This is a genomic window from Photorhabdus noenieputensis (assembly GCF_018448935.1).
Classification (GTDB): Bacteria; Pseudomonadota; Gammaproteobacteria; order Enterobacterales; family Enterobacteriaceae; genus Photorhabdus; species Photorhabdus noenieputensis.
Genome location: NZ_RCWC01000009.1, coordinates 1 through 24,671 on the forward strand (window position 1 = coordinate 1; position 24,671 = coordinate 24,671).

A 24,671-nucleotide genomic window follows, 5' to 3' on the forward strand; every position below is an offset into this window, starting at 1 on the left:
TAAAGAATCAAATACCAGAAAAGGAAAAATGAGAAAACATTATATTTACAACAACTACTCAATGAAAGTCATTCATTTCAATGAGTTTTTAACTTGCATTCGTATAATAACAATCCCTTTATCAAAACATTGATTATTTATATTCCCGCTAATCTTGGATATTCAGATCGAAAAAATTGGACTGAATTCCTTCCAGATGATCTATTATTTTTAAATGTTATTTATAAAGCCTTGTCAGGAAAAGGAAATCCAATTTCTACAACTATTTTGAAAATAGTAAAAGCACTTGGATTAAGATTTAAGTTACAATCGGCTAATGTTAATATTTAAATCTAAGCTTTGGTATACTGGTTACAGTTAAATTTTCAATGATAATCATGGCGTGGTTTTTTCTGATTGTCATGACGACTTTATACAAATCGTCGCAGCAAATATTAGCAACGTTTTAGACAGAAAACTGCGCCTTATAACCTTCCCTTGAAAGAGAAGGTTTTAAGGCGCATCTGATAATATTAAAGTAATAAACTTTTCCCCAGTAGCCAAAACAAAATCGAAAAAACACAGCGTTATTACGACTGATTAATCCGCAGTAACCAGTTCCAGTATTTGCTGCCTAACATGCTCGAAAATAAGTTCGCCTATCTCCGCACTCGAACCGGATGTTTTAGAAAGAACGCCTCTTGTTGAAAATTCTTTTTTAATCGGTACTTGATAGATCCCGGCACGTGGAGGTTTATCGTGATCAGGTCGCTCCGCTCTCACTAAATCCGGGCGCAAATGCAACATTAAACTCGTTTCTGTTAACCCTGCATGCTCAGCATGCCAACCGGGAAAATCAACTAAATGTTCACGAGTCCAATCATCAGATACCAAACTCCACCAGCTAAATACGATAACGGAACGATCGTTAAAATGCCCTTCCGCCCGTAATGCGTCTATTGCTTCGAAAATAAAACCTTCATTTTCAAAATGACCATTAATGATCACCAGTTGCTTAAAGGGTAATGAACACAAGCTTTTAATGGTTCGGCTGATATAAGCGGTAAATGTTGATCCATCCAGGTAAACCGTGCCAGGAAATTCAAGCCCTCCGCCACTCTGTGGCAATGATCTGGCAGACACCGGCTGTACCGGCAAGGTGAAGCCATTAATATCCTCCGCCAGCACGCGAGCAAAGGCTTCTGGGATCACGGAATCCACATTCAATGGCAGATGAGGCCCATGCTGCTCAATCCCGCCAATCGGCCATATCAACGTTTTATCTTCAACCGCGGTTAAAACCTGCTCACTAGTCAGTTCCGCAAATGCTCTAATTTTATTATTATTCATGATGTTATCCCTTTTTTCATACTTTTTCTGACGTCATGGCTTGCGTATATTCATGAACAATGCGCTGCAATGTTTTATACATATGCCGATGAAGCGCAGTATAAACCTGCACCGTATTCGCCCCTGCCAGTAGGTATTCATGAATATCATTACCATCCTGTACGCCTCCCGAACCAAGTATTGGAATCGTCACCCCTCGCTTACGCAGGTTATAAATAGCGGCAAGCACCATTGGTTTGATCCCCGGCCCAGAGTATCCGCAAACCCCATTAAGCAGCGCTTCTCCATTCGCTGTGTCGAATGCAATTCCTGAAATGGTATCGCTCAAAGTTATCGCATCAGCTCCTCCTTCTACCGCAGCTTGAACTCGCCCATACAAATTATCGCCAAGCGAGAGTTTGACCGCAAAAGGGGTATCCGTTCGTTCTTTCACCGCTTTGGTGTAGTTGAATACACGTTCTGGTGTATCTTCCGTGAAGTCGTCCGCATGCAAGCATGAAATGCCCAACTCCAAAGGGGCATCGGTCACTTCCGAGATACGAACAGCCAATGAAGCTAACGCCGCAGGTGATTCAGCATGGATAGAAACTATTACCGGAAGTTGTTCTTCCTTAAATTCACGCAGAAGCGTTAACCAATATTCAACGGTTTTTTTCGAATATGTCGTATTGTTCAACATCCCTGTACTGAACAAGTAGGTCTTTTCTGTATGCAATTTTTCTGAGCGCGGGTAAATCGTTTTTGTCACGACCGCCCCTGCGCCGTGAGCGATGAACTGGCGAATATTTTTAGCTTGATCAGAAAGCAAACCCGACCCAACAATAATTGGGTTTTTTATCTTCATTCCTAAAACATCATAGGTTGGTTCAATAACTTGATTTTCCATCGTAACTCCACAAATTACCCATTCAAGCAAACTTGCTATTAACCCGCCTCTTAATTCAGTAGAGAGGCGGTATATCCTTAAAAGGCGCTCAATAGCTACCTACTCAACTGCAAAATTCCTGAAAATCTCACCAATTTGCCGCGGATTATGACGAAAATCGTGAATGTCCAATTTCGACAAATTGCAAATATGTTCCAACCCCTTCAACAAATGACTACCACCACGCACAATCGGTAGTTGAGTGATCAATAAGACAGGCCGTTTCAGGGCGGAAGCCCAACCAAGTTCAATATGTGTACCATCAGTACGCAATAATTCCTCGCCTTGATGAACCGGAAGAATGGGCATGAAATAATCACACTGCTGCATCCATTGAAAATCCCGTTTCGATACCATCTCCGGCGTATAATGGGGGGTATCAATGCCGAATTTCTCAGTTAAATGTGCCGAAAATACCTTGCCATTCAGTGTCTCTACCGTCTTAACCGCCAATTGGATGGTCATTCTCAACTCTTCATGAAAACCACCATCGTAAATTGCGGATTGAATCGGCCCACCAATGAAAACGCTTTTGTTTGCCAACGGCATAACGCTCTCCTTAATTTTCTTTACCCAACAGACTATGAGCCGTCGTTTCAAAGCACCGAACTCAGCACAGCCAGAGGATAGGATGCTTAATAATTCAATAAGTTATCACTCACAATGGGCCAGTTTTATCTAGCTATATCGAGGAAGCAGGTTGTTTTCCTCAAGTTCATCCAAGCTATCCTCAAATGCCAAATAAACTTTTTCCAGATGAGCGTCATCATGTGCATCAGAGATAAACCAGCAACGCCATTCCCAGATATAAACCCCTCTCATCAACAGGTTGTAGTAAAGCAAATCCATGTTGTCACGATGAATTAATCTAAAAAATGAGGAAAATGCTCTTGCTTCGATGGGAACCCGACGATTTAAGAACAGTTGGTTCAAACGCGAAACAAACCATTCAGTACGTTGAGTCAATGCTTTGGTAAAAGATTCCCCTCTCCTTTTGATCTCCAGTAAAGTGGCTTTCGCCGCGGCCATGCAAAGCGGATGTTGAAAATAGGTTCCACCAAAGAATGTCGGCTCCGCTGCGGGGAAGCTATCATCGTTGAAATTCCAGTTTCCACCGTCAATCGAATCAAGCATATTTTTCCTGCCGGTAATGACGCCCAATGGCATTCCACCACCTATCGTTTTGCCATAGGTGACAATATCCGCCTCAATGCCGAATAACCCCTGAATACCCGCAGGATGGGTTCTGAAACCTGTCACAATTTCGTCAAATATCAGCAGAATATCTAATTCTCTGGTCACTTGACGCAAACGTCGCAAGTAATCTGGATTGCTCAGTCCTGGGTCACGAGTTGGTACCGGTTCTACCAGCACCGCGGCGATATCAGCGCTATTCGTTTTGAGAAACTCAATGGCTTCATCGGAAGCAAACTCAAACACTGAAACATCCGCAACCATATTTTCAGGTATGCCCACCGAAACGGGTTTTGTCGTATTAACTTCATCATATTCACTGGCTCTCGCCAGTACCGCATCCCAATGTCCGTGGTAACTGCTAGAAAAAAGAACAATATGGTTACGACGAGTAAGCGCCCGAGCCGCCCGCACCGTATTCATCACCGCTTCGGTTCCACTGTTGACAAAAGCAACGCGATCCATGCCAGTAATCTCTTTGATCAGTTCCGCCACTTCTAAGCCTATCTCATGCCGAGTTCCCAAACCAAAACCGTTGTCTATTTGCTGAGTAAGCGCTTTAACTACAAAGGGTGGGCTATGACCAAACAGATGCGCGCCAAACCCCATCGTCATATCAATGTAATCATTGCCATCAATATCCTGGACGATAGGCCCGGCAAACTTGGTGCAAACAATCGGGTAAAGTAGCTCTTTTATGGAGGGTTTAAAGCCAATCCCAGAACGGCTATCAGCAATATTTTTACGCACCGCTACCGAATGCGTTTTGGATTTAATCGTTCGCTGGTTATATTTAGATATGAATGAAGCCAGATATTTTTTTCTATCCTCAGATTCAATCGGTAGCGCACTTCTCGACATCCATTGAAAAAAGCGTTCTTTGTTAGCCGGTGGAATATCTGGCATATCCGATTGATCAGCCAAGACAGGTTGCGGCCGAATTACCGCATGGTTATCTTCTACAACCCTATTTTTATCCTCCATAATATTACTTTTATCCGCCAGCAAAATATATTCACTGAGTTGACGAACCGTTTGTAATTCTGCGAAAAATTGCCGTACTGAAAGTTTTATACCAAATCGTTTATGGATGGGTTCCAATGCTTCAAATAACAGCAGTGATTCCGCTCCCAATTCAACTAACGGTATTTCCAGTTTTATCTCTTCTTTCGGTAAACCAAATGTTTCTGCAAAAATAGCGATTATTTCTCTCTGAATAATTTCAATATTACTCATATCAACCTCACTTTCCTCAAAATGAAGACGATCTCTACCGGTTTTACAGCTCAGATTGCCGTTCTTTCAAATGGATAAGTTGGAAGCGGGAGCCGTTTACGATATTCGCTCTGGTAAAAAATATCCCAATTGATACTTCCCCCGGCCTGCCAAACAGAGGCAGGCGAAATATACATCTCTTGCAGTTCACTCAACGCAGGGGCTATCAGCAGAGCTTTATCTAGCAGGCCCGATATCAGTTCATGGATATCACGTGCGATAATCGCCTTGCGTATGGGTAGATGTCGTCGGCCACGCTGCAAGGTAAATGCCACATCAGCAATATTCACGGCTGAATGCTGTTCAAGGTATTTCACTAAATCCAAAATTTTTTGCGCTAACGCTGTCTCGGTACGTGCGCTCAGCGGGATCAGATGTGCTGTCGCCGAGGAAGGTGCGTCAGGCTTTGCCGCCGGTGGTTCGGCAACGATAACATGAACATTGGTGCCACCGATCCCAAACGAGCTAACACCGGCAATTCTCGCCGCCTTATCGTTATCCCAATCTCTGGATTCAGTAGGCACATAAAACGGGGACTCAGGGTCCCGCAGTTCAGCACAAGGAGATTCACAATTCATTGATGGCGGAATAATGCCTAAGTTGACAGCATAGATGGCTTTTATCAGCCCGGCGATACCTGATGCACAATCAGCATGACCAAGATTGGATTTAATCGAACCTAAAGCACACGATCTGGCCGCTACATCAGCAAATACACGCCCTAGCGCCCGTAATTCAATCCCATCACCAACAGGTGTGCCAGTCCCATGCGCTTCAATCAAACCGATCTGCTCAGCTCGGACATCAGCCGCAGCAAGCGCACGACGGATCACCTGCTCCTGACCTGAAACTCCCGGAGCGCTATAACCCGCTTTGACCGCCCCATCGTTGTTGATTGCCGATCCCTTGATAACCGCCAAAATCGGCTCGCCATTAAGTAGAGCATCCTCCAGACGGCGTAATACCACGAATGCGGTAGCATCAGAGAAAATCGTACCGTCAGCTTTCTCGTCGAACGCGCAAACTCGCCCTGTCGGGGACAATATTCCCCCTGCATGGTAAACATAGCCAACATGAGCGGGATACCTGACGCAAACACCACCCGCCAACGCCATGTCACTTTCACCTAGCAACAAGCTGTTGCAAGCCATGTGCACAGCAACCAGCGAACCTGAACAAAAAGTGCCTACACTGACAGCAGGCCCTGAGCAATTGAGCTTATACGCCACACGCGTTGCCAAAGCATCGACGGAACTTCCGCCAAATAGCAGCATGGCGTCAGCCGGAGAAGGGTTCAGCGTCGATATATCGGCCTGCCAGGTACTCCGGCGAGAACCGACAAACACTGAACAGATCCCTGCGTCTGCCCCGCTGGAATAACCACTCAGTTCAAGTGCCTCATGGCAAACCTCCAGACAAATCCGTTGCTGAGGGTCCATTTTAGAAACTTCTCTCGGCATCATTTGAAAATAGCTATAATCAAATGCCTCTGGCGCTTGAAGGTACGCACCACGCGGAACGTAATGCAATCCGGTTTCATCAGTATTAACGTCCCGATCATGAAGTTCTTGATTGGTATAACTCGAAATCAGTTCTCGTTTCCCTAAGATCGCATCCCAAAGCTCTTGACTCGAATCCGCATTAGGAAAACGTCCAGCTATGCTGGTAATCGCAATATCTGTTGAATAATGCATTTGTGTTTTTGATTCCATGCTAATTCCTTTTCCCGAACATGTTGGTCTTGCTGATCTGCGCTAGAACGCACTGCCTTGATTGCGCTTTTTTTCTATTTACATCGTTTTTTCTACTCGCATCGTTTTTTCTCGACTTGCATCGAAAGAGACGCCACGGTGCTCGATTCGAAAAGATCAACCATAGATACCGCAACATTAAAATGAGCATTAACCTGTCTCACCAACTCAGCCCCAACCAGTGAATCTCCCCCTAAATCGAAAAAGTTCGATTCATGATCAACAGGACAGCGCAGTACACCATGCCAAATGGCTGTCATATCATCGATAATGGATTTATTTGATGCCGGGGGAGACGCCGTTGCAGACTGCGTCGTATCCACTGGCAGTGAATTTTCCACCACATCATGCAATCGCTCATTCAACGGTACGGTGGAGACAGCAAACCGCGGCTCCGCATGGCTGGCTGAGAAAATAATATCCAATGCATTAACAACATCGGCATGACGTAACGGGCGAGCGCGATTGACGCTGTATTTGAAGCTATTTGATTCATCCCAACCTTCCCATCCATCCCAATCAATGGAGAAATAGGGTTTATCCACATGGTGGATTGAAGCAAATGCAGCACAAGCTTCGTTTGCCGCAGCATAAGGCGCAAGCCCCAATCCCCCCGCGAACACTGACAGAGATGAGATAAAACAACCAAACCTTAACGGGCGATCGGCAAATATTTCATGCAAAACAGCCGCCCCTTTTAACTTTGGCCGCATCAATTTTTCCCAAGCATGATGGTCAGAATTTTGCAGCCACTGGATCGCTGCCTGACCAGAAAGCCCGGCGGCATGGACAAAGCAATTAGCTGCCCCCAGTCTGGATTCCACTCGGGCAAGTTCCGCCAGCACACAAGCTTTGTCTGTCACATCAGCGGTAATCACAGCAAAGTCCGCCCCCATATTGCGCAATTGCGCGATCCGTTGGCTCTGCAACGTATCAGATAGGGTGAGATCTCTAGGTGTTTGACCAAGCAGGATAAGTTTCGCGTTACACTTGGTGACCAGATATTGTGCAATGCCAAAACCAACCGTTCCTAATCCTCCGGTCACTAAACAGATCATGTCAGATGAAAGATTTTCGCTAACTGTCGGGCTCACAACGTCAAAATAGCGTTCCCAACGCCAACCCTGACGCATGGCAACTGCGTTGTGATCGTGAGCAGTGAAAAGTTCAGCGACAATATGTTGAGCATCATTAAGAGAGCTAAGTTCTTTGGCAGGTATGTCGATCACTTTCATTATCATGCCGGGCAATTCCTGGCTAATCGCCGAAATCGATGCTAGCGCCGTAGCCCGTTCAATACTCCGTGGTTCACTGCCCATCACGTCAACAAAACCGGGGCCAATCAATGTTAACGACATGGCTTTATTTCCCATTTGGGAAAACGCTTTTACCCAATTAAATAGCGTAAAGGGGAATCGATCTTTTTCTACCGACACGTTATCCGCTGACGGGATATCACCCAAAATGAAGAGGATATGATCGGGCGTATGCACTTGTTGCTCCTGCAACCTTAGCATCAAACGCTGAATATTGATGGGATCATCAACGTTGATGCTAAACGCTGTTTTATGGAAAGCTGTTTCATCGCAAGGAGTGGCACGATCTTCATGCACTTCAAACACATTTTGCCCCAGTTCACGCAGTACATCCGCAATCGGACAAATTTCTTTATCGCTGTTATCGTAGAAAATCAGCCAGTTATGCTTAGTCGCCGATGATGATACCGGCGACAGGCGCTGTGTTCGTTTCCAGCGTTCAACATAAACGCCGACTGACGCGTCGGAAGTTTCAGCGCTTGCTATAGGCTGACCAGAGTAAGACTCTGGGTTGTACTCGGTTAATGTTGAATCTGTGTACCAGCAGCGCCGACGTTGCAAAGGTTGAACCGGTAGTGGAATACGTTGAACAACCTCTCCGCCTCGCAATATCGACCAATCTATCACCACACCACGTTGCCAAAGCTTGCCGACCAGTTTGACTAAAGCCAGATCGTGCTCTGCATGGGCAGTATCCAAACGAATGATATTTTCAGACTTTGCCACGATTTCAGCGAAACTATCCGGCGAATGGTCCAACGCGAATATCACCTCATTTGCTGATATCACTTCATTCTGTTGTAGTAAGCTCGGAGAGACTCCATTAATTAAGAGGGTCCGCACATTATTGCCATCAATCATGCCGTGATGTTTGGACCAAAAACTTCCAGGTGAAGCTATACCACGCTCAGCGAAATTGCCGCGCTCAGCAAAATGCGGTGTCGTATTTCCTGACAACTTATCAACGATTTCAGGCAGTGTCAGTATGCCCAACGAGCAAGCAACAGCAAGGTCGTAACGACTATCGGATATGATGAATATTGGCGTCGAAATCAGCTTCCGCCAGCCATTGATCGCCGCAATCATCGCCACAAGATTGGCAATTTTTCCCTTCTCGCCATCATTTGCTGTCATTTCAGTGATATCGGTTTTACCGATGTGACGGGAAACCTCTGTCGGCAATTCAGCAAGCAACTTATCCACTTCTTGCCAATAGTCGGGTATTTGCATTGATAAAGCAGATCGAATAGCAGGACCGAGTGCCATCACCAGACGTTGTGGTTCAGAGATTTGTGCTGCGACGGTGAAATCTGCATTTCTGATACCATCAATCAACATTTTTACATCTTTAGCATACAAACAGGCTCGATATGGCTGAGCTGCTCGGCCTTCCGCATAAGTAAAAGCTACTTCATCAATGTGTGTATCGGGTTCAGCCTTCAACATTTTTGCCAAATCGGTGCTCAATGTGTTCAAAGCATCGGTATTGCGTCCCCCTAACGGAATAGCTCGCCAGCCAACGCTATTTTTACCTGCCCTTCGTACAGGCGCTTGCTCCAAAATCATGTGAACATTGCTGCCACCGGCACCAAAAGAGCTCACCCCTGCCCGTCGTGGTCCTTTCACCGGCCAGTTAATGAGAGTGGTGTTGATAATGAAAGGACTTTGCTCAAGATTGATAGCAGAGCTGGCCCTGTTGAAAGTCGGATGTGGGGCAATGGTCCCGGTCTTGAGCGCCATTATCGTTTTGGCTAATCCAGCAACCCCCGCCGCCGCCGCTAAATGGCCCACGTTAGCCTTGATCGATCCCAACGCACAAAATCTCTCACGCTCCGTATTCTGACGGAAAGCCTGACAAAGCGCGGCATATTCCACCGAATCCCCAAGTGGTGTTGCAGTACCATGCGCCTCGATCATCCCTAATTCATCCGGCCCCACACCAGAGAGCGCCTGAGCATCCAAAATCAGTTTTCGTTGCCCATCCACCCCCGGTGCCGCAAAGCCAGCCCGCGCTGAGCCATCATTATTTGCCGCTGAACCGAGGATCACCGCGTGGATGGTATCCCCATTGCTAATGGCTTCATCCAATGGCCGTAACGCCACCAGCCCCGCACCATCACCAAAGAAAGTCCCTGATGCCTTCTCATCAAACGGTCTACAATAGCCATCCTCTGAGAAGATCATATCGTTTTGGTAAAAATAACCCGGTCGAGAATAGGTACACACAGAAACACCACCGGCAAAAGCAATCTCGCACTCACCAAGCAAGAGGCTCTGTATCGCCATATGAACCGCTGTCAGTGATGTCGAACAGCCGGTCAAGACAGCTACGCTCGGACCGTTAAAACCAAGTTTGTATGAAATCCGGGCCGGGAGATAATCCTTATCATTAGTCAGCATGAGCTCTGTTCCCATTATTGAAACCAGATCACACTCAGATTTAATGACATTCGGCAAATAGGTATTCATCGAACTGCCGGTAAAAACCCCGATACGCGGGCGTCGGAAAGAATTACCATAACCCGTCACTTCGGCCAGTTCCCATGCGCATTCCAGCAGCATTCGATGTTGAGGATCGAGCAATTCAGCTTCTCGCTGGCTGATCGAAAAGAAATCCGGGTCGAACAGATCAATATCCGGTAAACACGAATCGACAGGAACATAATTTTTTGCAGTGAATATATGTCGTGCTACCCCACGGCGAATCAGCTCTTCCTGACTATATCTTTTGGCAAGTATTCGGCCTGCAACAAGATTCTCCCATAGCGCATCTAAACTATTTGCCACAGGTAACCGACAAGTTACGCCAATGATGGCAATCGCATTATCAGACATCAGGTTCCCCTTTCAGCGAATGAGTTTGTTTCTCCTTCAATGCTTTTCTTGCATTCAACGTTTTCTGACGCCGCGTTTGGGTTGGTTTATCCGCAACTTCTACCGGTATCATCGATTGCAGAGGGCTTAAAAGATAATTAGCTAACTTTCGAATAGTTGGAAAACGGAATAAATCTGCAAGTACCAAAGCGCCACATCCCGGTAATTGCACGAGCTGTGCATGGACTTGCGTCAGTGCCAATGAAGTACCGCCAATATTAAAAAATGCGTCATCCAGCCCAACGGTTGATCTTCCCAACACTTCACGCCAAATTCTCGAAATTTCAGCAAAAATCGAATCAGCAGGTAACACCGGTGCCGGTCTCAATGAACTGATATCGGTCAATTGCCCCGCTTTAATCAAGCCATTTAACGCTCTTCTGTCGATTTTATTGTGAGCATTACGCGGCAATTCATCAGCCAACATAATCCTGCTAGGTAACATGTAAATGGGGAGATAAACCTTGAGATGATCACGAATCGCGGATTCTTCGGGAAGCTTATCCTTACTGACAGGGACGAATATCGCGACTAAACGATCGAGCCCTTCGTGAGATTCAATAATAACGGCAGCGTCCGCAATAGCCTGATGGCGATTGAGACAATCCTCAATCTCAGCAATCTCAATTCGATAACCCGAAACTTTTACCTGGTCATCCACGCGGCCGCAAAAATGGATTCGTTCCCCATCCCAGTAGGCTAAATCACCGGTTTTATAGATACGTCCATGATGAATATAGGGATCGGCAATGAAACAGCGATCAGTTAACAGTTCAAGACCAACATAACCACGAGCAACGCCACGACCACCAATGTAAATTTCGCCAACCTCACCTATCGGGGGTGTTTGCCCCGCAGGATTTAAAAGATAGACCGTTGCGAAGTTTAACGGTTTGCCAATGGGGATCACATTGTAGTCAGTCAGTTCTTTCGTTACTTTTTCCACGGTGGTGTAAATTGTTGCTTCCGCCGGGCCATACATATTCCACAATGTCCACCGCTCATCCAAATAAGGCCGAATCGTGGCACTGAGTAGCGCTTCCCCACAAATTACCCAATGCTTTATCGCATAAGCTCTTGGCCGAGCCTGAAACTCAGATAACAGGCTTTTCAAACTGGATGGCGTCTGGGTGATAATCGTTACCTGCTCTGCTTCAAGAAGATCCAGCAACTTGTCAGGTTGGTTGCGTATATCATCAGGCACAATGACTAAAACCCCACCAGAACACAAAGCCCCCCAAATCTCCCACACAGATAAGTCAAAACTGGCCGCATGGAACCAAGTCCACACCTCGCCTGGCGCGGGGGCCAAATATTCGTCCATTGCGTTAAAACAGGAAACAACATTGTTGTGTTCAACATCAATGCCTTTGGGAATCCCGGTGGAACCGGAAGTGAAGACACTGTATGCGATTGAAGAAGGCGTACAATGATCAAATGTCGAATGATCAACTGGCCCTGACGTCAAGGCGGATTCAGTCGCCGCAATGGTCAACAGCTTAGTTGTACACCAGTTATCTGGATCAACATCAGCGTTAACCACAACAAGCCTCATCTCTGATTGCTCGACAATCTGCGCCAGACGGTTCTGGGGCAACCTGGGATCTAACGGTACGTATCCCGCGCCCGCACGCATAATACCAAGCATGGCCACCACTGCTTCCAGTGACGGTAACAATGCAATCCCGACACGATCACCGGGTACCACCCCATGTTGTATAAGCTGAACCGCGACCTCCAGCGACCAACGCTGCAAATCCAAATAAGTTAATGTATCGGCACCATAACGAATCGCTACTGACGCCGCTTGTTGCGTTACTCGTTGATCAAAAAGCGAAACGAGAGTTTGGTTTGACACTTCCGGGAGAGCATTAGAATTAATCGGACCAAATGGCAGATTGTAATCCTCTGATTTTGGTGCCAACAAAGTATTAATCTCTTCATCAGGATCTGCTATCAGCATCTCAAGCACTTGCTCGAAGCGCTCGGCAAATATCCGAAGACCTAAATGTGAAAAAAAATGTTTATCCGCTTTAAACTCACATCTTAAGTGGGAACCGGCATCTAAAAACAGCAGTTCAATATCAAGCAAGCCTTCCTGCTGACAAACCCTGAATGGGGAAATAGTCCGTCCCGCCCATGATGCCTGAACAGAATCGTCAGCCATCTCCAGCATCATCCAACGCGATTGCCCCACCTGCCCTAACATATTCACCGCAACCTGAAACAGTGGGTTACGATCATCATATCGTTCCACAGCCAAGTGTTCGACTATTTGGCTGAGACAAAAATTTCGATTATCAAGGGCGGATAACAATCGCTCCTTCGCCGCCAATAGGAAGTGACGAAATGTCTGCTCGACGGATAAACGTATGGGCAATGTATTAAACAAACAGCCGACAATGTGCTGATGAACCGAGTGACGCATCGACACCGGCACCCCCATAACGATATCGGCAGCTTTTGTCTCTCTGGCAATGTAAGCACTCCATGCGGCTAACATGACCGTAAAAACCGATCCACCTATTCCTGAGGCAAGCCGCTTGATTCTTTGGGTTGTCTCTTCATCAATGTTAAACAGAATGGATGACTTGTCACTAGGGCCTTTGCGCCAAAAACTATCCCATTGCAATACGGCTGGCGGCTGCTTTAAACATTCACTCCAATAAACTTTCGATTCCGCCGCCGCTTCACTTTGGTAATACTCTTGTTCTTTGACGGCATAATCCTTGAAATCCTCAGCAGGCGGCAACCAGGAATCCTCATCTTCACCAAGTTCAGCCAGATAATAATGTTCAAGCTGATCCCACATCAGCCCCATAGAAGTAAAATCCGACACAATATGGTGAACACACATATGTAAAACATATTCTTCCGCACTGACGACGTAGATACCAAAACGCAAACACGACGCTTTTTCTAATTGAAAAGGGATGGAATGAAAGTTCTGAACTGCATCTTCAAGCGCCTCCCGGTTCAAGTTCGTTGCGTCGAAAACCTCCAATACCGGCGGCAAGTGTTCGTTAATGACCAACCTTGGCTCGCCATTCACATTAACGAAGGTGCTTCTCAGGGTAGCATTCTTGGAAACGAGCCGGTTGACCGCATAGCGAAAAACATCGATTTGAAATGATCCGTGAACACGGAATGCCATAGAAATATTATATTGGGAATTGCCAGGGGTATAATTGTCAATGAACCATAAAGCTTTTTGCTGCATGGACAGCAATTCTTCATCATCAGTCTGTGGATAATCTTTATACATAACGTGTCAAGCTCCATAAATACTTAAACAGTATCCCTACCCTCTGGCTAAACCAGCCTCGTTACGGAGAGGGCAAAGTTTGTGCTTGGTGTTACTCCATCAATCAACGGCCCGTCAGAAATAGCGTTTCAACTTTTCAACCAGCTCAGAAATGCTACAGTCGTCAAAAAAGACCGACATAGGGACTAATTTCCCAATGATCCCACGCAGCCGCTGAGCAATCGTAACGGCTGACATGGAGTCCATATCAATTTCACTCAACTTCGTGTCGGCAGTCACGTTTCCTCCTGCAACCAATTTTTTCAGCTCTTCTATCACGATTTCAGTCATTGCCTGACGTTGCTCTTCATGGGAAGGTTTTTCTGACGTGACCATAACATCATCACTTTGCTTAGAACCGAAAGCAGACTCTATATCATTCATCGGCTCTTGCTGGTAAATCAGCCGCTCCAGCGCAACCTGACTAAAGTTGCCGGCAATCAGCCCGGCATAATGAGCAATATCCGCTCTGATGATAGTATCCATGACATTGTTAATATCACCCTCAAGCTCCCATGCGATCGCCGTGCCTGGTACCCCAATCGCCCTCCGATATCTCATCAATGCATCCACGAATGCGTTCGCGGCAGCCTCTGCCCCCTGACCTGCAACGCCAATAATCTCTGACAGTGGGGAAAATGTAATGAATCCATCCAAGCTTAGCTCTTGAGCTGCCAGATGTAGGTTCCAGATTCCCGCTATTTTCTGGCGGAAAATTTTTTCAACCGAATGGCTGTTTAACGTGGTAAGCAGAGCGCCTTCAACAACGCTTGCCAAATGGTAGATCCCCCGTAAAGGGTGCCCTGTTCTATCGATACGTCGCAATACCGCTTTGACGTCCTCAATATCAGCTACATCACCTTGGAACAAACGAAGATTGTAACCCTGTGCTTTTCGCTGTTCAGACTCAGTAATTAAATTAACCGACGGAGCGGAGTGCCCCATCAACGTGACGTGCCTCGCCCCGGCTGCAAACAGATTCTCGGCCAAAATACGCCCGGTATCGCCAAATCCGCCGGTGATAAGATAGTGCGCATTCTGTTTTATCTCCGTCTTTTCTTGGCTAACCGCTAACGGTCCAACCTGACGCTGCCAAGTACATTGATCACGAACGAGAAACTCTCTCTGTTGATGCTGATTTGCCATGATGGCAAGCACCGATGTTATCTCTTCGTCCCCAATCGGTTTAATCGGCAAATCAATCAAGCCAACTTCAATAGAGGGGTACTCTTTAGCAATGACCCGGCCTAATCCCCATAAACCACTACCAGACAAACCTACCGTATTAAATTGCTCGCCGGGCACCTGCACACCTTGAGTAAGAACCCACAGTTGCGTTTTTGCTTCGTGATAGCGCTCGGCAATTCTGTTAGCAATAAGACGTAAACTTTCTAACTCACGTAATTCATTAGTCACAATATCCGCAGCGTTCAAGAACTCCTTGTGGCTAGCTAAATAGATCAGGGTGTCCGTGTTCCCTATTGAGCCAATTTGAGGGGCAGGATCTGCAACAAGATCAATACCAACAACATTAATTCCCTTCGCCTCAAGTAATTCCTTCACACGGTGAGTAAAATCGGCATTTCCACTAATGACAGTACATTGAGTTAATAACGGAGCATTGGGCAATACGATATTACGTTTCACCCAATCCAGATTGAATAGTTGCATGCCACTCTTCTCCAAATCACGAAACAAAACATCACACATGACGCATCAGGCTTTCGTTCCCATGCGTCAAATCTTATGCCCATAAAAGGCGAAAAAACGGTGAGATATGCTATTAATAACCAGAGAAAAATGGCTGTTCAATTCCAAGTTCCCCAATCATTTCTAACCAAAGATCCATTAAACGAGGTGGTAAAATCTGTAGATGGCAATCTGGTCTGGAAGAAATAGTGACCTCCATCGTATCAGCATAGATCTCTATATCCATGCTCAATGGTATCTCTTGCGCATCTTGCTCAGGTTTCCCAATACGTATTTTTTCAGGCGACAGTTCATAACCAATAACATTGGGAGACCGTCGTTGATCACCAACGAAATTGAAAGAAATTGCAGGAAGTTCAGGCCATCCAAAGACGGAATTAGGCACAAAGTAAGTCGCAGCATAATCCGCCGCTTTTTCCATCGCGTTATTAGATTCTTGTACCGCGTGCTGGAGAGTGCTGTCCAACGATGGCTCTGGATCAATATTAAACTTAACTGTGATTGGAAATGATACTGACCCGACCAGATGAGCCACCGAGGTTTCCCAATATCCCACAAAATGAGGACTGACCCATAACAGCATATTCAGGCTGCCCTTCCCAAAAACAGCCGCCAGCGCCTTTAACCAACCACCTAACAACAGATCCGCAACACTGACACGATGTCGCTTAGCTAAAAGTCGTATCCTATTTAAGGCTTCACCATCAAGCTGCCTGACTTCTGTGATGGCCTCAGACAATCTGCTAATAGGTAGTGATTCAACACTCCGCCCACCGAGAATATTCAAGGTAGGCTGTTCAACTTGCTGTTCATCATCAGGGATAACAGCTTTTACGATTTGCCGATGTCGATCGTACAACTCAGCACAAAATTGCTCATAATTTGTGGCATTCTCAAATGCAAGGGGCTGACCACTCACTGACATTCGGTATGCCTTGGAAAGATCTCGCCATAAGATCCTGCTGGAAATACCGTCACAAACCAGATGATTGAATATCAATACTAATCTTTGATCACGGGCGCAATTGCCATCAAACAGGCAGTAACGCAATAACGGCGAATTTGCCAAATTCATAGCAGCCCTAACCTCAGCAATGTAGTTTGATATTAAGCGTCGGCGATCACATGGATTATCGGTTTGCTCTCTGACTTCAAAAGCTTGATGCAATAATTCACGGCTAGGCGGCACGAAATCCATCTTCATATCCATCCCGCTACCGACAAACCGTGCTCTCAGAACAGAATACTTATTCAATAGATATTCAATCGCTACCTTAAGGTGTGCCGATTCCAGTCGCTCCAAAGGCATTAATACTTCACCGACACATAACTGATCAACGTTCAGCGAATATCGCAAATCATATAATTGCCCTAATTGAACACGCATAATATTCACCTTTCCATTGCAAGCCCTGCGGGCAGAAACGAAATTAAAACGTTGTGCAGACTCCATACTCTTCTGCATACCAACTAGTCGAATAACACAGCGTTTACTTTTGACTACCAGAGAAAGCGAACATGCAGAGTAAAAAAACGGGAATTGATAGCCCGGCTACCCCGCATGGAATGATAATTAGCATCAATTACTAAGGTACTAAAAACAAAGTGACAATTTTAAAAGTAGCAATAAAAAAAGAAACCTCCACGAATCAATCCAGATATTTGAGCTGGACCAAAATAATTAATCCATTATTACTATTAAATAAGTAATCTGGTTAACGTTTTGCTTTAACCATATCTTCACTTTCCGGTTTTTATGAATGCCATAGTTATTTCAAATCAACGTTATTTAAAATCAACGTGATACTTTCTACATGGCGATATTGAAAATTCATTTCCTTTAACAGGGTGATAAGTTAAAAAAATAACTTTTAATCACAGTTTAAAACCTGTTCTGGTTTTGTGGGTATTTCAATTAAGGGCTTTGGAATTTGATATTTATGGCCGTACCTTTAATCGACAAGCGCCGGTCGGGCAACCACAATTAACAAGGTGTCCCTCCAGCGCGGCAGGTACTCCTTGTATATTGAATAAGTTAGAACCTTCCGCAATCGCGCCGGTTTGTTTACAGGCAGGACAAAACACCGAGTCGCCTTTACAGGCAACCGATAGTTGTTGGTTTACCAAATCGGAACCCTTTAAAACCTCGCCTCCGGTTGTTGTGGTATCACCTTATTTTCCGGTGAATATTTTCTTAACCCTTTAAATTCATGATGGTGAAAACGCAGGTGAGTGCCGAACTCCTTCCGAAAGCGCCGGTAACAGGCCAGAATGCGCTGTTTTTCCTCCTGGGTGTGCCCCGTTTAAAAAACAGAGTGATAGAAATCCCAAGACGAGAAACAGTCAGTCCATCGCCATTGAGGAAGGCAAACACGGTCAGTTGTGATTTCAACTGGGCAAAGTAATCTACAGTTTCCATCATATTCTCCATGAACTATGAGGCAGTGGATAATCTGTTATTCCCACATACTTGCCGCTTCCCGTACCAGATGCCAGAGGGTTGTGCCCGTCTCTGCACCTTCAACATCAAAAGACATCGCACCCTGAGCAAAGAAGTACTGCTGGCCAGGCAGGCTGTCGGTTTGCCAGATCCCGCTGACCAGTGCCGGATGGTCACCTCTCAAAGGGGTCACTTGTAGCGGTCCCCGGTCATAACGGGCATACCAGGCCAGGGTGGAAATATCATCAAAATGACCTTCACCATAAAAGTGCAGGGAATGGCCTTCACGGGGAATGACCCGTATCGGACGTATCAGTTGGTTAATAGCAAAATAACTCTCCGGGACACTGCCCGGCAGTGGCGTTAAGTTCGGGTATTGACCGGCCCGGATTATCAGACCATTGGAATAAGAACTAATCACCACATCCCGGTAGGGGCGCAGCACCTGACGTATCCAGAATTCTCCACCCAGTCGGTTTACAAATCGTTTGGACAGCAGGGTGATCCAGTTAATGCCACGGATGGAGTGTTCATACTGTAATTTAGCTGTGAACACTGCGGAGTTCACTTGCAGGGAAGGGTAACGTTGCGCCAGTTGATACTCTAAAGGAAAGTAGTCATAGAAGTCGTTGGGTAAGACCAAACTGTAGCCACAGTCCCCACTGTCCGGTTCGAGTTGGTCACACAGAAAGTCCAGCCAGTCTATAAACCGGGTCATACCATCCTGTCCTTTCAAATAATCCCAAGGCAGTGTCAGGCTTAGGTAAGAGCTATCATCGTCACCATCTATTTCTCTGGAATCCAGATAACGCATCAGATAACGAGGTGCCTCATCTTCATTTTTGGCATCACTGACCACCCAACCAGAAAACTGATTTTTTTTCTGATTAAGAATGCTTTCTTCCACTTTGGCAACATTTTCCGGTGAATATTTTCTTAACCCTTTAAATTCATGACGGTGAAAACGCAGGTGAGTGCCGAACTCCTCCCGAAAGCGCCGGTAACAGGCCAGAATGCGCTGTTTTTTCTCCTGGGTGTAGCCCTGTTTAAAAAACAGGGTAATCGAGAGACCCAGACGAGAAACAGTCAGCCCATCGCCATTGAGGAAAGTAAACGCGGTCAGTTGTGATTTCAACTGGGCAAAGTAATCTACAATTTCCATCATTTTCTCCATGAACTATGAGGCAGTGGATAATCTGTTATTCCCACATACTTGCCGCTTCCCGTACCAGATGCCAGAGGGTTGTGCCCGTCTCTGCACCTTCAACATCAAAAGACATCGCCCCCTGAGCAAAGAAGTACTGCTGGCCAGGCAGGCTATCGGTTTGCCAGATCCCGCTGACCAGTGCCGGATGATCACCTCTCAAAGGGGTCACTTGTAGCGGTCCCCGGTCATAACGGGCATACCAGGCCAGGGTGGAAATATCATCAAAATGCCCTTCACCATAAAAGTGCAGGGAATGGCCTTCACGGGGAATGACCCGTATCGGACGTATCAGTTGGTTAATAGCAAAATAACTCTCCGGGACACTGCCCGGCAGTGGCGTTAAGTTCGGGTATTGACCGGCCCGGATTATCAGACCATTGGAATAAGAACTAATCACCACATCCCGGTAGGGGCGCAGCACCTGACGTATCCAGAATTCTCCACCCAGTCGGTTTACAAATCGTTTGGACAGCAGGGTGATCCAATTAATGCCACGGATGGAATGCCCATACTGTAATTTAGCTGTGAACACTGCGGAGTTAACTTGCAAGGAAGGGTAACGTTGCGCCAGTTGATACTCTAAAGGAAAGTAGTCATAGAAGTCATTGGGTAAGACCAGACAGTAGCCACAGTCACCACTGTCCGGTTCGAGTTGTTCACACAGAAACTCCAGCCAGGCCATAAAGCGAGCCATGCCCTCTTGTTCTTTTAGATAATCCCAGGGCAACACCAGACTAAGGTATGAACTACTGTTATCGCCATTAGCTTCATCGGAATCCAGATAACGCATCAGGTAATGAGGTGCCTCATCTTCATTTTTGGCATCACTGACCACCCAACCACAAGGCTGGTTTTTTTTCTGATTCAGAATACCCTCTTCCACTTTGGCAATATTTTCTGGGGAATATTTTTTTAACCCTTTAAATTCATGACGGTGAAAACGCAGGTGAGTGCCGAACTCCTCCCGAAAGCGCCGGTAACAAGCCAGAATGCGCTGTTTTTTCTCTAGGGTGTAACCCTGTTTAAAAAACAGGGTAATCGAGAGGCCCAGACGAGAAACAGTCAGTCCATCGCCATTGAGGAAGGTAAACGCGGTCAGTTGTGATTTCAACTGGGCAAAGTAATCTGAAGTATCCATATTTTCTCCGTTAATTATGAAGCGGTGGCGAATGTCACACTCGCCAATATTGCCAGGACGGCGGCTAACGCGGCGGCGCTAACTGCGGCAGCGGCAGCTAAAATTTCCACCAGTGCAATCAGCGCGGCAGCGACGGCAAGAGTGACTAGGATAACAACGGCAACACCGGCAATAATCACCACCACTTCCAGCATGCCTTCCCCCACCTCTTTTAATATCTGCATCCAGCTAATGTTTTTTAGCTCTTCCAGGGTGATATCTGAGCCTTGTTGTACAGTCTGCCACCGGGCTTTTATCTCACTCTCCGTCCAGGTCACGATTTTCCCCGTTTGTTCATTAACCCAGGAAAACGCGTAACTGATCTGATGGCTTATCGGGTCAATAATCTCTTCACACACCCACTTGCCGGTTTGATTGAGCCAGGTACCAAACTGGGCAAGAAGCTCCCGGGTACTGTCGCGGACATAATTCAGCCCATTTTCGGCCAGACCCGCCACCTCCTGCCCAAGAACAACCCAGTCTTCATAGCTGGATAAAAACGACCAGCGGGAAGTGCTGAGAAGCGGTGGATTTTTTGTCAGGGGTTGCGGAATGGTCCCCGGCACACCCTCTGCGGGAGGGGTGGGTAAAGCTTCATCATCAGGAGGCGAACCGGGCGGCAGTGGGGCCAGTGGGATCGGATTTTTATAATGTTGGGAACCGGGCTGATAATGTTTTCGCCATGCTTCATCATACTGTTTTTGTTCCTCAGTACGGTTATCAATGATACGCATCACCCCAAAACGTTTTTCTGTCGCAATCTGGATGTAATCAGCTTGTTGTGCCTGAGTTAGGTCATCCCCCGGAAATTTCACCTCAATCAGCATTTTCAGATTATCGGGATGCACAGAACCATCAAAGTAGGTGGCATTTCTGCCCGGCCAACGGATAGCTTCATCTTCAACCAGAATAATATCGGGGCGGCGAATGCGTAAAACACCAAATTTCTCCGCGTCTTCGGCAGAAGGCCGGGCAAACGGATTACTGGATTGCGGTAAATTATCACCATAACGCCGCTTAGAGTCTTGACTGGTTGCCAGCATGGGTAAGGGGACATCTTGCTCTCCTCGGATAGCAAACACCACTTCTGCTTTATAGGGCCACAGGAAGTCATGTTTAAATTCCTCAACCTTAATCAACCCACTCATAATGACTTGATTAAGAAAGCGAATAGCGCCCATTTTGGTGACGATCATTGCCGGCAAACGCAGAGCGTATTCGGCTTTTCTCGCCAGATAACAGGGATCTTCATCGGCGGGAAAGACCCCTATTTCCATCGTACAGGTGATTGATGTGACAGCCGGGCACATCTTGCCGTTGTTGGATATTGCCATACTTATTCCTCCGTAAATTCCATAATATGCTCTACCGGTGTGTTATCACTGGCCTGATATAAGGTTTGCTTCGGTTTCGGTGGGTTTTCTGGTGAACGCAGTTGCAGATTTTCTTCTGCCGCACTCTGCACAGTCACTGTTCTGCCCAGCGAATCAGTTTTACCCGGGATAACCTGACCATCGCCGGTGGTGATGGTGTAGGGGACATTCACCAGCGGCTTATCGCTGTGCTCACTGAGCAGGGTATAGCGGGCGGAGTAGTCAAACAGCGCACCGGCGGGTTTCTTGCCGGTGATATGGTCAGTCATGGTGATGCTGACCCCTTCGATGCGGATATTGCCCATCGGATCAATAACTATCTGACCGCCTGCGTTCCCAATGATGATTTGCCCGCTTTCAGAGTGCACCGTGATAGGTTTACCTACGGTAATTTGCTGGTTATCGGCGATGTTTAATTGATGGCTTTTACCAATGGAAAGGGCTTGCTGACCTTTAATAGTCACCGTTTGATTCTGACCAACTTCAAGCGTCTGGCCGCCCTGCACGGCTTCATCATCATCATTTTTAATTATCGCGGTGCGGTTATGCGCCACTTCTGTTTGCTGGTCATAGCCTATCTGCGTGGTTTTATCCCGGAGAATCTGCGTATTCATATCCCGCTGAGCATGAATAAACACTTCCTCGCTTCCTCTGGCATCCTCAAAGCGCAGTTCATTAAATCCCTGTCCTCCATGAGTCCGGGTTTTAAAAGTGGTTTGGGGCAGTGCGCCAATTCGGCAGGTGAAAACTAATCCATCCATATTTGAACCCCTACATAATTGAACCATTATCCTGAAACGGGGATAACGCAGGAGGCTATTAAGCGAGCCATTACATGCGGCTCTTTTAAATAGCGCCGGTCTGTTCCGCGGTAAAAAAATGACAGCGTAAAATAGCCATCATTTAATACGTGGCGTTAGAGAGAACAATAGACCGCTTCCAACTGAGTAGGATGGAGTGGAGACAAATAACAGAGAATTTCACTCTCTAAATATTATGACCACAAGAGCACGATATTTATCAGATGAATATGAAAAGAATGTGATTAATATCACATAAAATGGTTAATTAATCGCCATCAATGAATGGAATGAATAAAAAAAGGGTCACTGGGTTGAATACCAAGGCGAAACCCAAGCGTACCCATGAAACTAAATGAGGAAGGGAACCCGCAAAAATGCGGTTCCCTTATTCAACTATTAACTTCCGATTACGAAACGACGGGTGCAATCAATCCAGCTCACCTATTTCACTGACGATGAATCACAGCATGAGATGCATCACTCTGTGAGGCGCGGCGGAAATTGAACCACACCAACGCCGCCATCATCAGGAGAAATAGCGACGCAGCGCCCATCACAGAAAAAACAGCATCGTCGAACGCTGACTTAGCAAGGCTAACCAAAGCCTGCCCCGCATCCGGCACCATATCTTTTGCCGCAATCAACGCGCCATCAATACCATCTTTAGCCACATCGTAGATTGGGGAATCCTCTGGAATGTCAATAAAGTAGCTATAGATGAATGACATAATGCTACCCATGATCGCAATGCCCAATCCACCGCCCAATTCATAGGAAACTTCTTCAACGGACGCCGCCATACCCGCCCGATTTGGCGGTGCAGCCTGCATGATAGTACTGGATGCAGCGGTCATTGTTGCTCCAAGACACATACCGAGCACAAAAAAGCAAACTACCTGCACAGGCAGAGGCGCTGAAAAACTCGCCATGAGCGCCAGTATGGCAATGGCGTACATCAACAACGAGGTTATGAGGAATCGAGCACTGCCCAAACGAGGAAGAACCCAGCCACTCACCGGACTTGCGACAATCGCGCCCAATGAGAATGGCAGAAAATAGAGCCCGGATTGCAAAGGCGTTAATGACAATACCAGTTGCAAACGTTGGCTTAACACCAGATTAAGTCCCATCAAACAAGCGGAAGCCACCAGCCCGGCGATAACCGCGGATGAGAAAGCCGGGCTTTTGAACAGGTCAAAATCAATCAACGGATGCACACTGCGTTTTTGCCGTCGAATGAACAACGTCAGAAAACCTATCGTCAGGGTGGCAGTTATCAATATCCCGATATAGGAGGGCTGCCGTTTGGCAAATTCCTTGATGGCATAGGCGAAGCTTATCAAGACAACCATGATCTGCAATGAGCCAATCAGATCCCACGGATGAGACGAATCTGTCTTCGCCGTTGGGACAAACAACCACGACAGAATGAGTGTCAAAATCACCAAAGGAACGTTGATCAGAAACACCGATCCCCACCAAAAATATTCAAGCAATAAACCGCCAATCAGGGGACCTATTGCCGCGCCGCCAGAGGCAACCGCCGTCCAGATCCCAATGGCAAATGATTTCTCGTCTTCATCTTCGAATGTCAAAGCGATAATCGACAGTGTGGCAGGCATCATGATTGCCGCCCCAACGCCTAATAACGCCCGAGCAACAACCAACATCTCCGGCGAATAAGCGTAGGCCGCCGCCAAGGATGAGAAGCCAAAAACGATGAGACCGTAAACAAACAACCGTTTATGCCCGATGCGATCTCCCAAGGTACCCGCACCTAGCAACAACCCAGAGACGATAAGAGGATAGATATTCACTATCCATAACTTTTCCGTTGTATTCGCCCCCAAGCTGTGGGTCAGACTCGGTAACGCGGTATATAACACTGTCATATCGATAGCAACCAGCGATAACGCGACTGAAACAGCAGTGAGCACCCACCATTTCTTTATGATATTCATTTCATCCATTCTATATGTCATCTCCAGGAAAT

14 protein-coding genes and 2 pseudogenes are annotated in these 24,671 nt (G+C 46.5%); all 16 read right to left on the reverse strand.

The window, feature by feature from the left end; translation table 11 throughout:
* Positions 1–579 precede the first annotated feature (579 nt).
* Entirely contained in the window at positions 580–1,329 is a 750-nt protein-coding gene (locus tag EAE91_RS08605; RefSeq protein WP_214088133.1) for a creatininase family protein, read from the reverse strand.
* 16 nt (positions 1,330–1,345) lie between these two features.
* Positions 1,346–2,215, reverse strand: coding sequence for a beta/alpha barrel domain-containing protein (locus EAE91_RS08610; protein ID WP_214088134.1), 870 nt, complete (start codon positions 2,213–2,215; stop codon positions 1,346–1,348).
* A gap of 99 nt (positions 2,216–2,314) precedes the next feature.
* Positions 2,315–2,803, reverse strand: a complete 489-nt coding sequence (locus EAE91_RS08615; RefSeq protein ID WP_214088135.1) for a hypothetical protein — start codon at positions 2,801–2,803, stop codon at positions 2,315–2,317.
* A gap of 129 nt (positions 2,804–2,932) precedes the next feature.
* Complete coding sequence (locus EAE91_RS08620; RefSeq protein WP_214088136.1) at positions 2,933–4,684, reverse strand: aminotransferase class III-fold pyridoxal phosphate-dependent enzyme; 1,752 nt, start codon at positions 4,682–4,684, stop codon at positions 2,933–2,935.
* A 50-nt stretch (positions 4,685–4,734) separates the two neighbouring features.
* Positions 4,735–6,435 (reverse strand): beta-ketoacyl synthase N-terminal-like domain-containing protein, encoded by a 1,701-nt coding sequence (locus tag EAE91_RS08625; RefSeq protein ID WP_244868742.1) that lies wholly within the window; start codon positions 6,433–6,435, stop codon positions 4,735–4,737.
* Positions 6,436–6,527: 92 nt separating this feature from the next.
* On the reverse strand, positions 6,528–10,625 hold the full coding sequence (locus EAE91_RS08630) for an SDR family NAD(P)-dependent oxidoreductase (protein WP_214088137.1): 4,098 nt from the start codon (positions 10,623–10,625) through the stop codon (positions 6,528–6,530).
* Positions 10,618–13,929, reverse strand: coding sequence for a non-ribosomal peptide synthetase (locus EAE91_RS08635; protein WP_214088138.1), 3,312 nt, complete (start codon positions 13,927–13,929; stop codon positions 10,618–10,620). The genes EAE91_RS08630 and EAE91_RS08635 overlap by 8 nt, the downstream gene beginning before the upstream one ends.
* 114 nt (positions 13,930–14,043) lie before the next feature.
* Positions 14,044–15,639: a beta-ketoacyl reductase gene (locus tag EAE91_RS08640; protein WP_214088139.1), complete on the reverse strand. Its 1,596-nt coding sequence runs from the start codon at positions 15,637–15,639 to the stop codon at positions 14,044–14,046.
* A gap of 112 nt (positions 15,640–15,751) precedes the next feature.
* Positions 15,752–17,065, reverse strand: coding sequence for a condensation domain-containing protein (locus tag EAE91_RS08645; RefSeq protein WP_214088140.1), 1,314 nt, complete (start codon positions 17,063–17,065; stop codon positions 15,752–15,754).
* A gap of 551 nt (positions 17,066–17,616) precedes the next feature.
* Positions 17,617–17,838 (reverse strand): annotated as a pseudogene (locus EAE91_RS08650) (PAAR domain-containing protein); the annotation flags it as partial.
* Positions 17,839–17,852: 14 nt separating this feature from the next.
* Positions 17,853–18,097 (reverse strand): annotated as a pseudogene (locus EAE91_RS08655) (hypothetical protein); the annotation flags it as partial.
* 37 nt (positions 18,098–18,134) lie between these two features.
* Positions 18,135–19,280, reverse strand: a complete 1,146-nt coding sequence (locus tag EAE91_RS08660; protein ID WP_214088141.1) for a DUF3396 domain-containing protein — start codon at positions 19,278–19,280, stop codon at positions 18,135–18,137.
* A gap of 37 nt (positions 19,281–19,317) precedes the next feature.
* The gene (locus tag EAE91_RS08665; RefSeq protein WP_214088142.1) at positions 19,318–20,463 is read right to left on the reverse strand and encodes a DUF3396 domain-containing protein; all 1,146 of its coding nucleotides are present in this window, start codon (positions 20,461–20,463) and stop codon (positions 19,318–19,320) included.
* Positions 20,464–20,477: 14 nt separating this feature from the next.
* Positions 20,478–21,836: a VRR-NUC domain-containing protein gene (locus tag EAE91_RS08670; RefSeq protein WP_214088143.1), complete on the reverse strand. Its 1,359-nt coding sequence runs from the start codon at positions 21,834–21,836 to the stop codon at positions 20,478–20,480.
* A 2-nt stretch (positions 21,837–21,838) separates the two neighbouring features.
* A complete protein-coding gene (locus tag EAE91_RS08675) occupies positions 21,839–22,636 on the reverse strand; it encodes a bacteriophage T4 gp5 trimerisation domain-containing protein (protein WP_244868743.1) in 798 nt (265 codons plus the stop codon).
* 488 nt (positions 22,637–23,124) lie between these two features.
* Complete coding sequence (locus EAE91_RS08680; protein WP_214088222.1) at positions 23,125–24,639, reverse strand: MFS transporter; 1,515 nt, start codon at positions 24,637–24,639, stop codon at positions 23,125–23,127.
* Positions 24,640–24,671 lie beyond the last annotated feature (32 nt).

Bases quoted from the DNA above. Each gene is read 5' to 3' on its own strand.
- EAE91_RS08615 (WP_214088135.1), bottom strand. From the start codon at position 2,803: ATGCCGTTGGCAAACAAAAGCGTTTTCATTGGTGGGCCGATTCAATCC.
- EAE91_RS08620 (WP_214088136.1), bottom strand. From the start codon at position 4,684: ATGAGTAATATTGAAATTATTCAGAGAGAAATAATCGCTATTTTTGCA.
- EAE91_RS08630 (WP_214088137.1), bottom strand. From the start codon at position 10,625: ATGTCTGATAATGCGATTGCCATCATTGGCGTAACTTGTCGGTTACCT.
- EAE91_RS08605 (WP_214088133.1), bottom strand. From the start codon at position 1,329: ATGAATAATAATAAAATTAGAGCATTTGCGGAACTGACTAGTGAGCAG.
- EAE91_RS08640 (WP_214088139.1), bottom strand. From the start codon at position 15,639: ATGCAACTATTCAATCTGGATTGGGTGAAACGTAATATCGTATTGCCC.
- EAE91_RS08625 (WP_244868742.1), bottom strand. From the start codon at position 6,435: ATGGAATCAAAAACACAAATGCATTATTCAACAGATATTGCGATTACC.
- EAE91_RS08635 (WP_214088138.1), bottom strand. From the start codon at position 13,929: ATGTATAAAGATTATCCACAGACTGATGATGAAGAATTGCTGTCCATG.
- EAE91_RS08645 (WP_214088140.1), bottom strand. From the start codon at position 17,065: ATGCGTGTTCAATTAGGGCAATTATATGATTTGCGATATTCGCTGAAC.
- EAE91_RS08670 (WP_214088143.1), bottom strand. From the start codon at position 21,836: ATGGCAATATCCAACAACGGCAAGATGTGCCCGGCTGTCACATCAATC.
- EAE91_RS08675 (WP_244868743.1), bottom strand. From the start codon at position 22,636: ATGGATGGATTAGTTTTCACCTGCCGAATTGGCGCACTGCCCCAAACC.
- EAE91_RS08665 (WP_214088142.1), bottom strand. From the start codon at position 20,463: ATGGATACTTCAGATTACTTTGCCCAGTTGAAATCACAACTGACCGCG.
- EAE91_RS08680 (WP_214088222.1), bottom strand. From the start codon at position 24,639: ATGAATATCATAAAGAAATGGTGGGTGCTCACTGCTGTTTCAGTCGCG.
- EAE91_RS08610 (WP_214088134.1), bottom strand. From the start codon at position 2,215: ATGGAAAATCAAGTTATTGAACCAACCTATGATGTTTTAGGAATGAAG.
- EAE91_RS08660 (WP_214088141.1), bottom strand. From the start codon at position 19,280: ATGGAAATTGTAGATTACTTTGCCCAGTTGAAATCACAACTGACCGCG.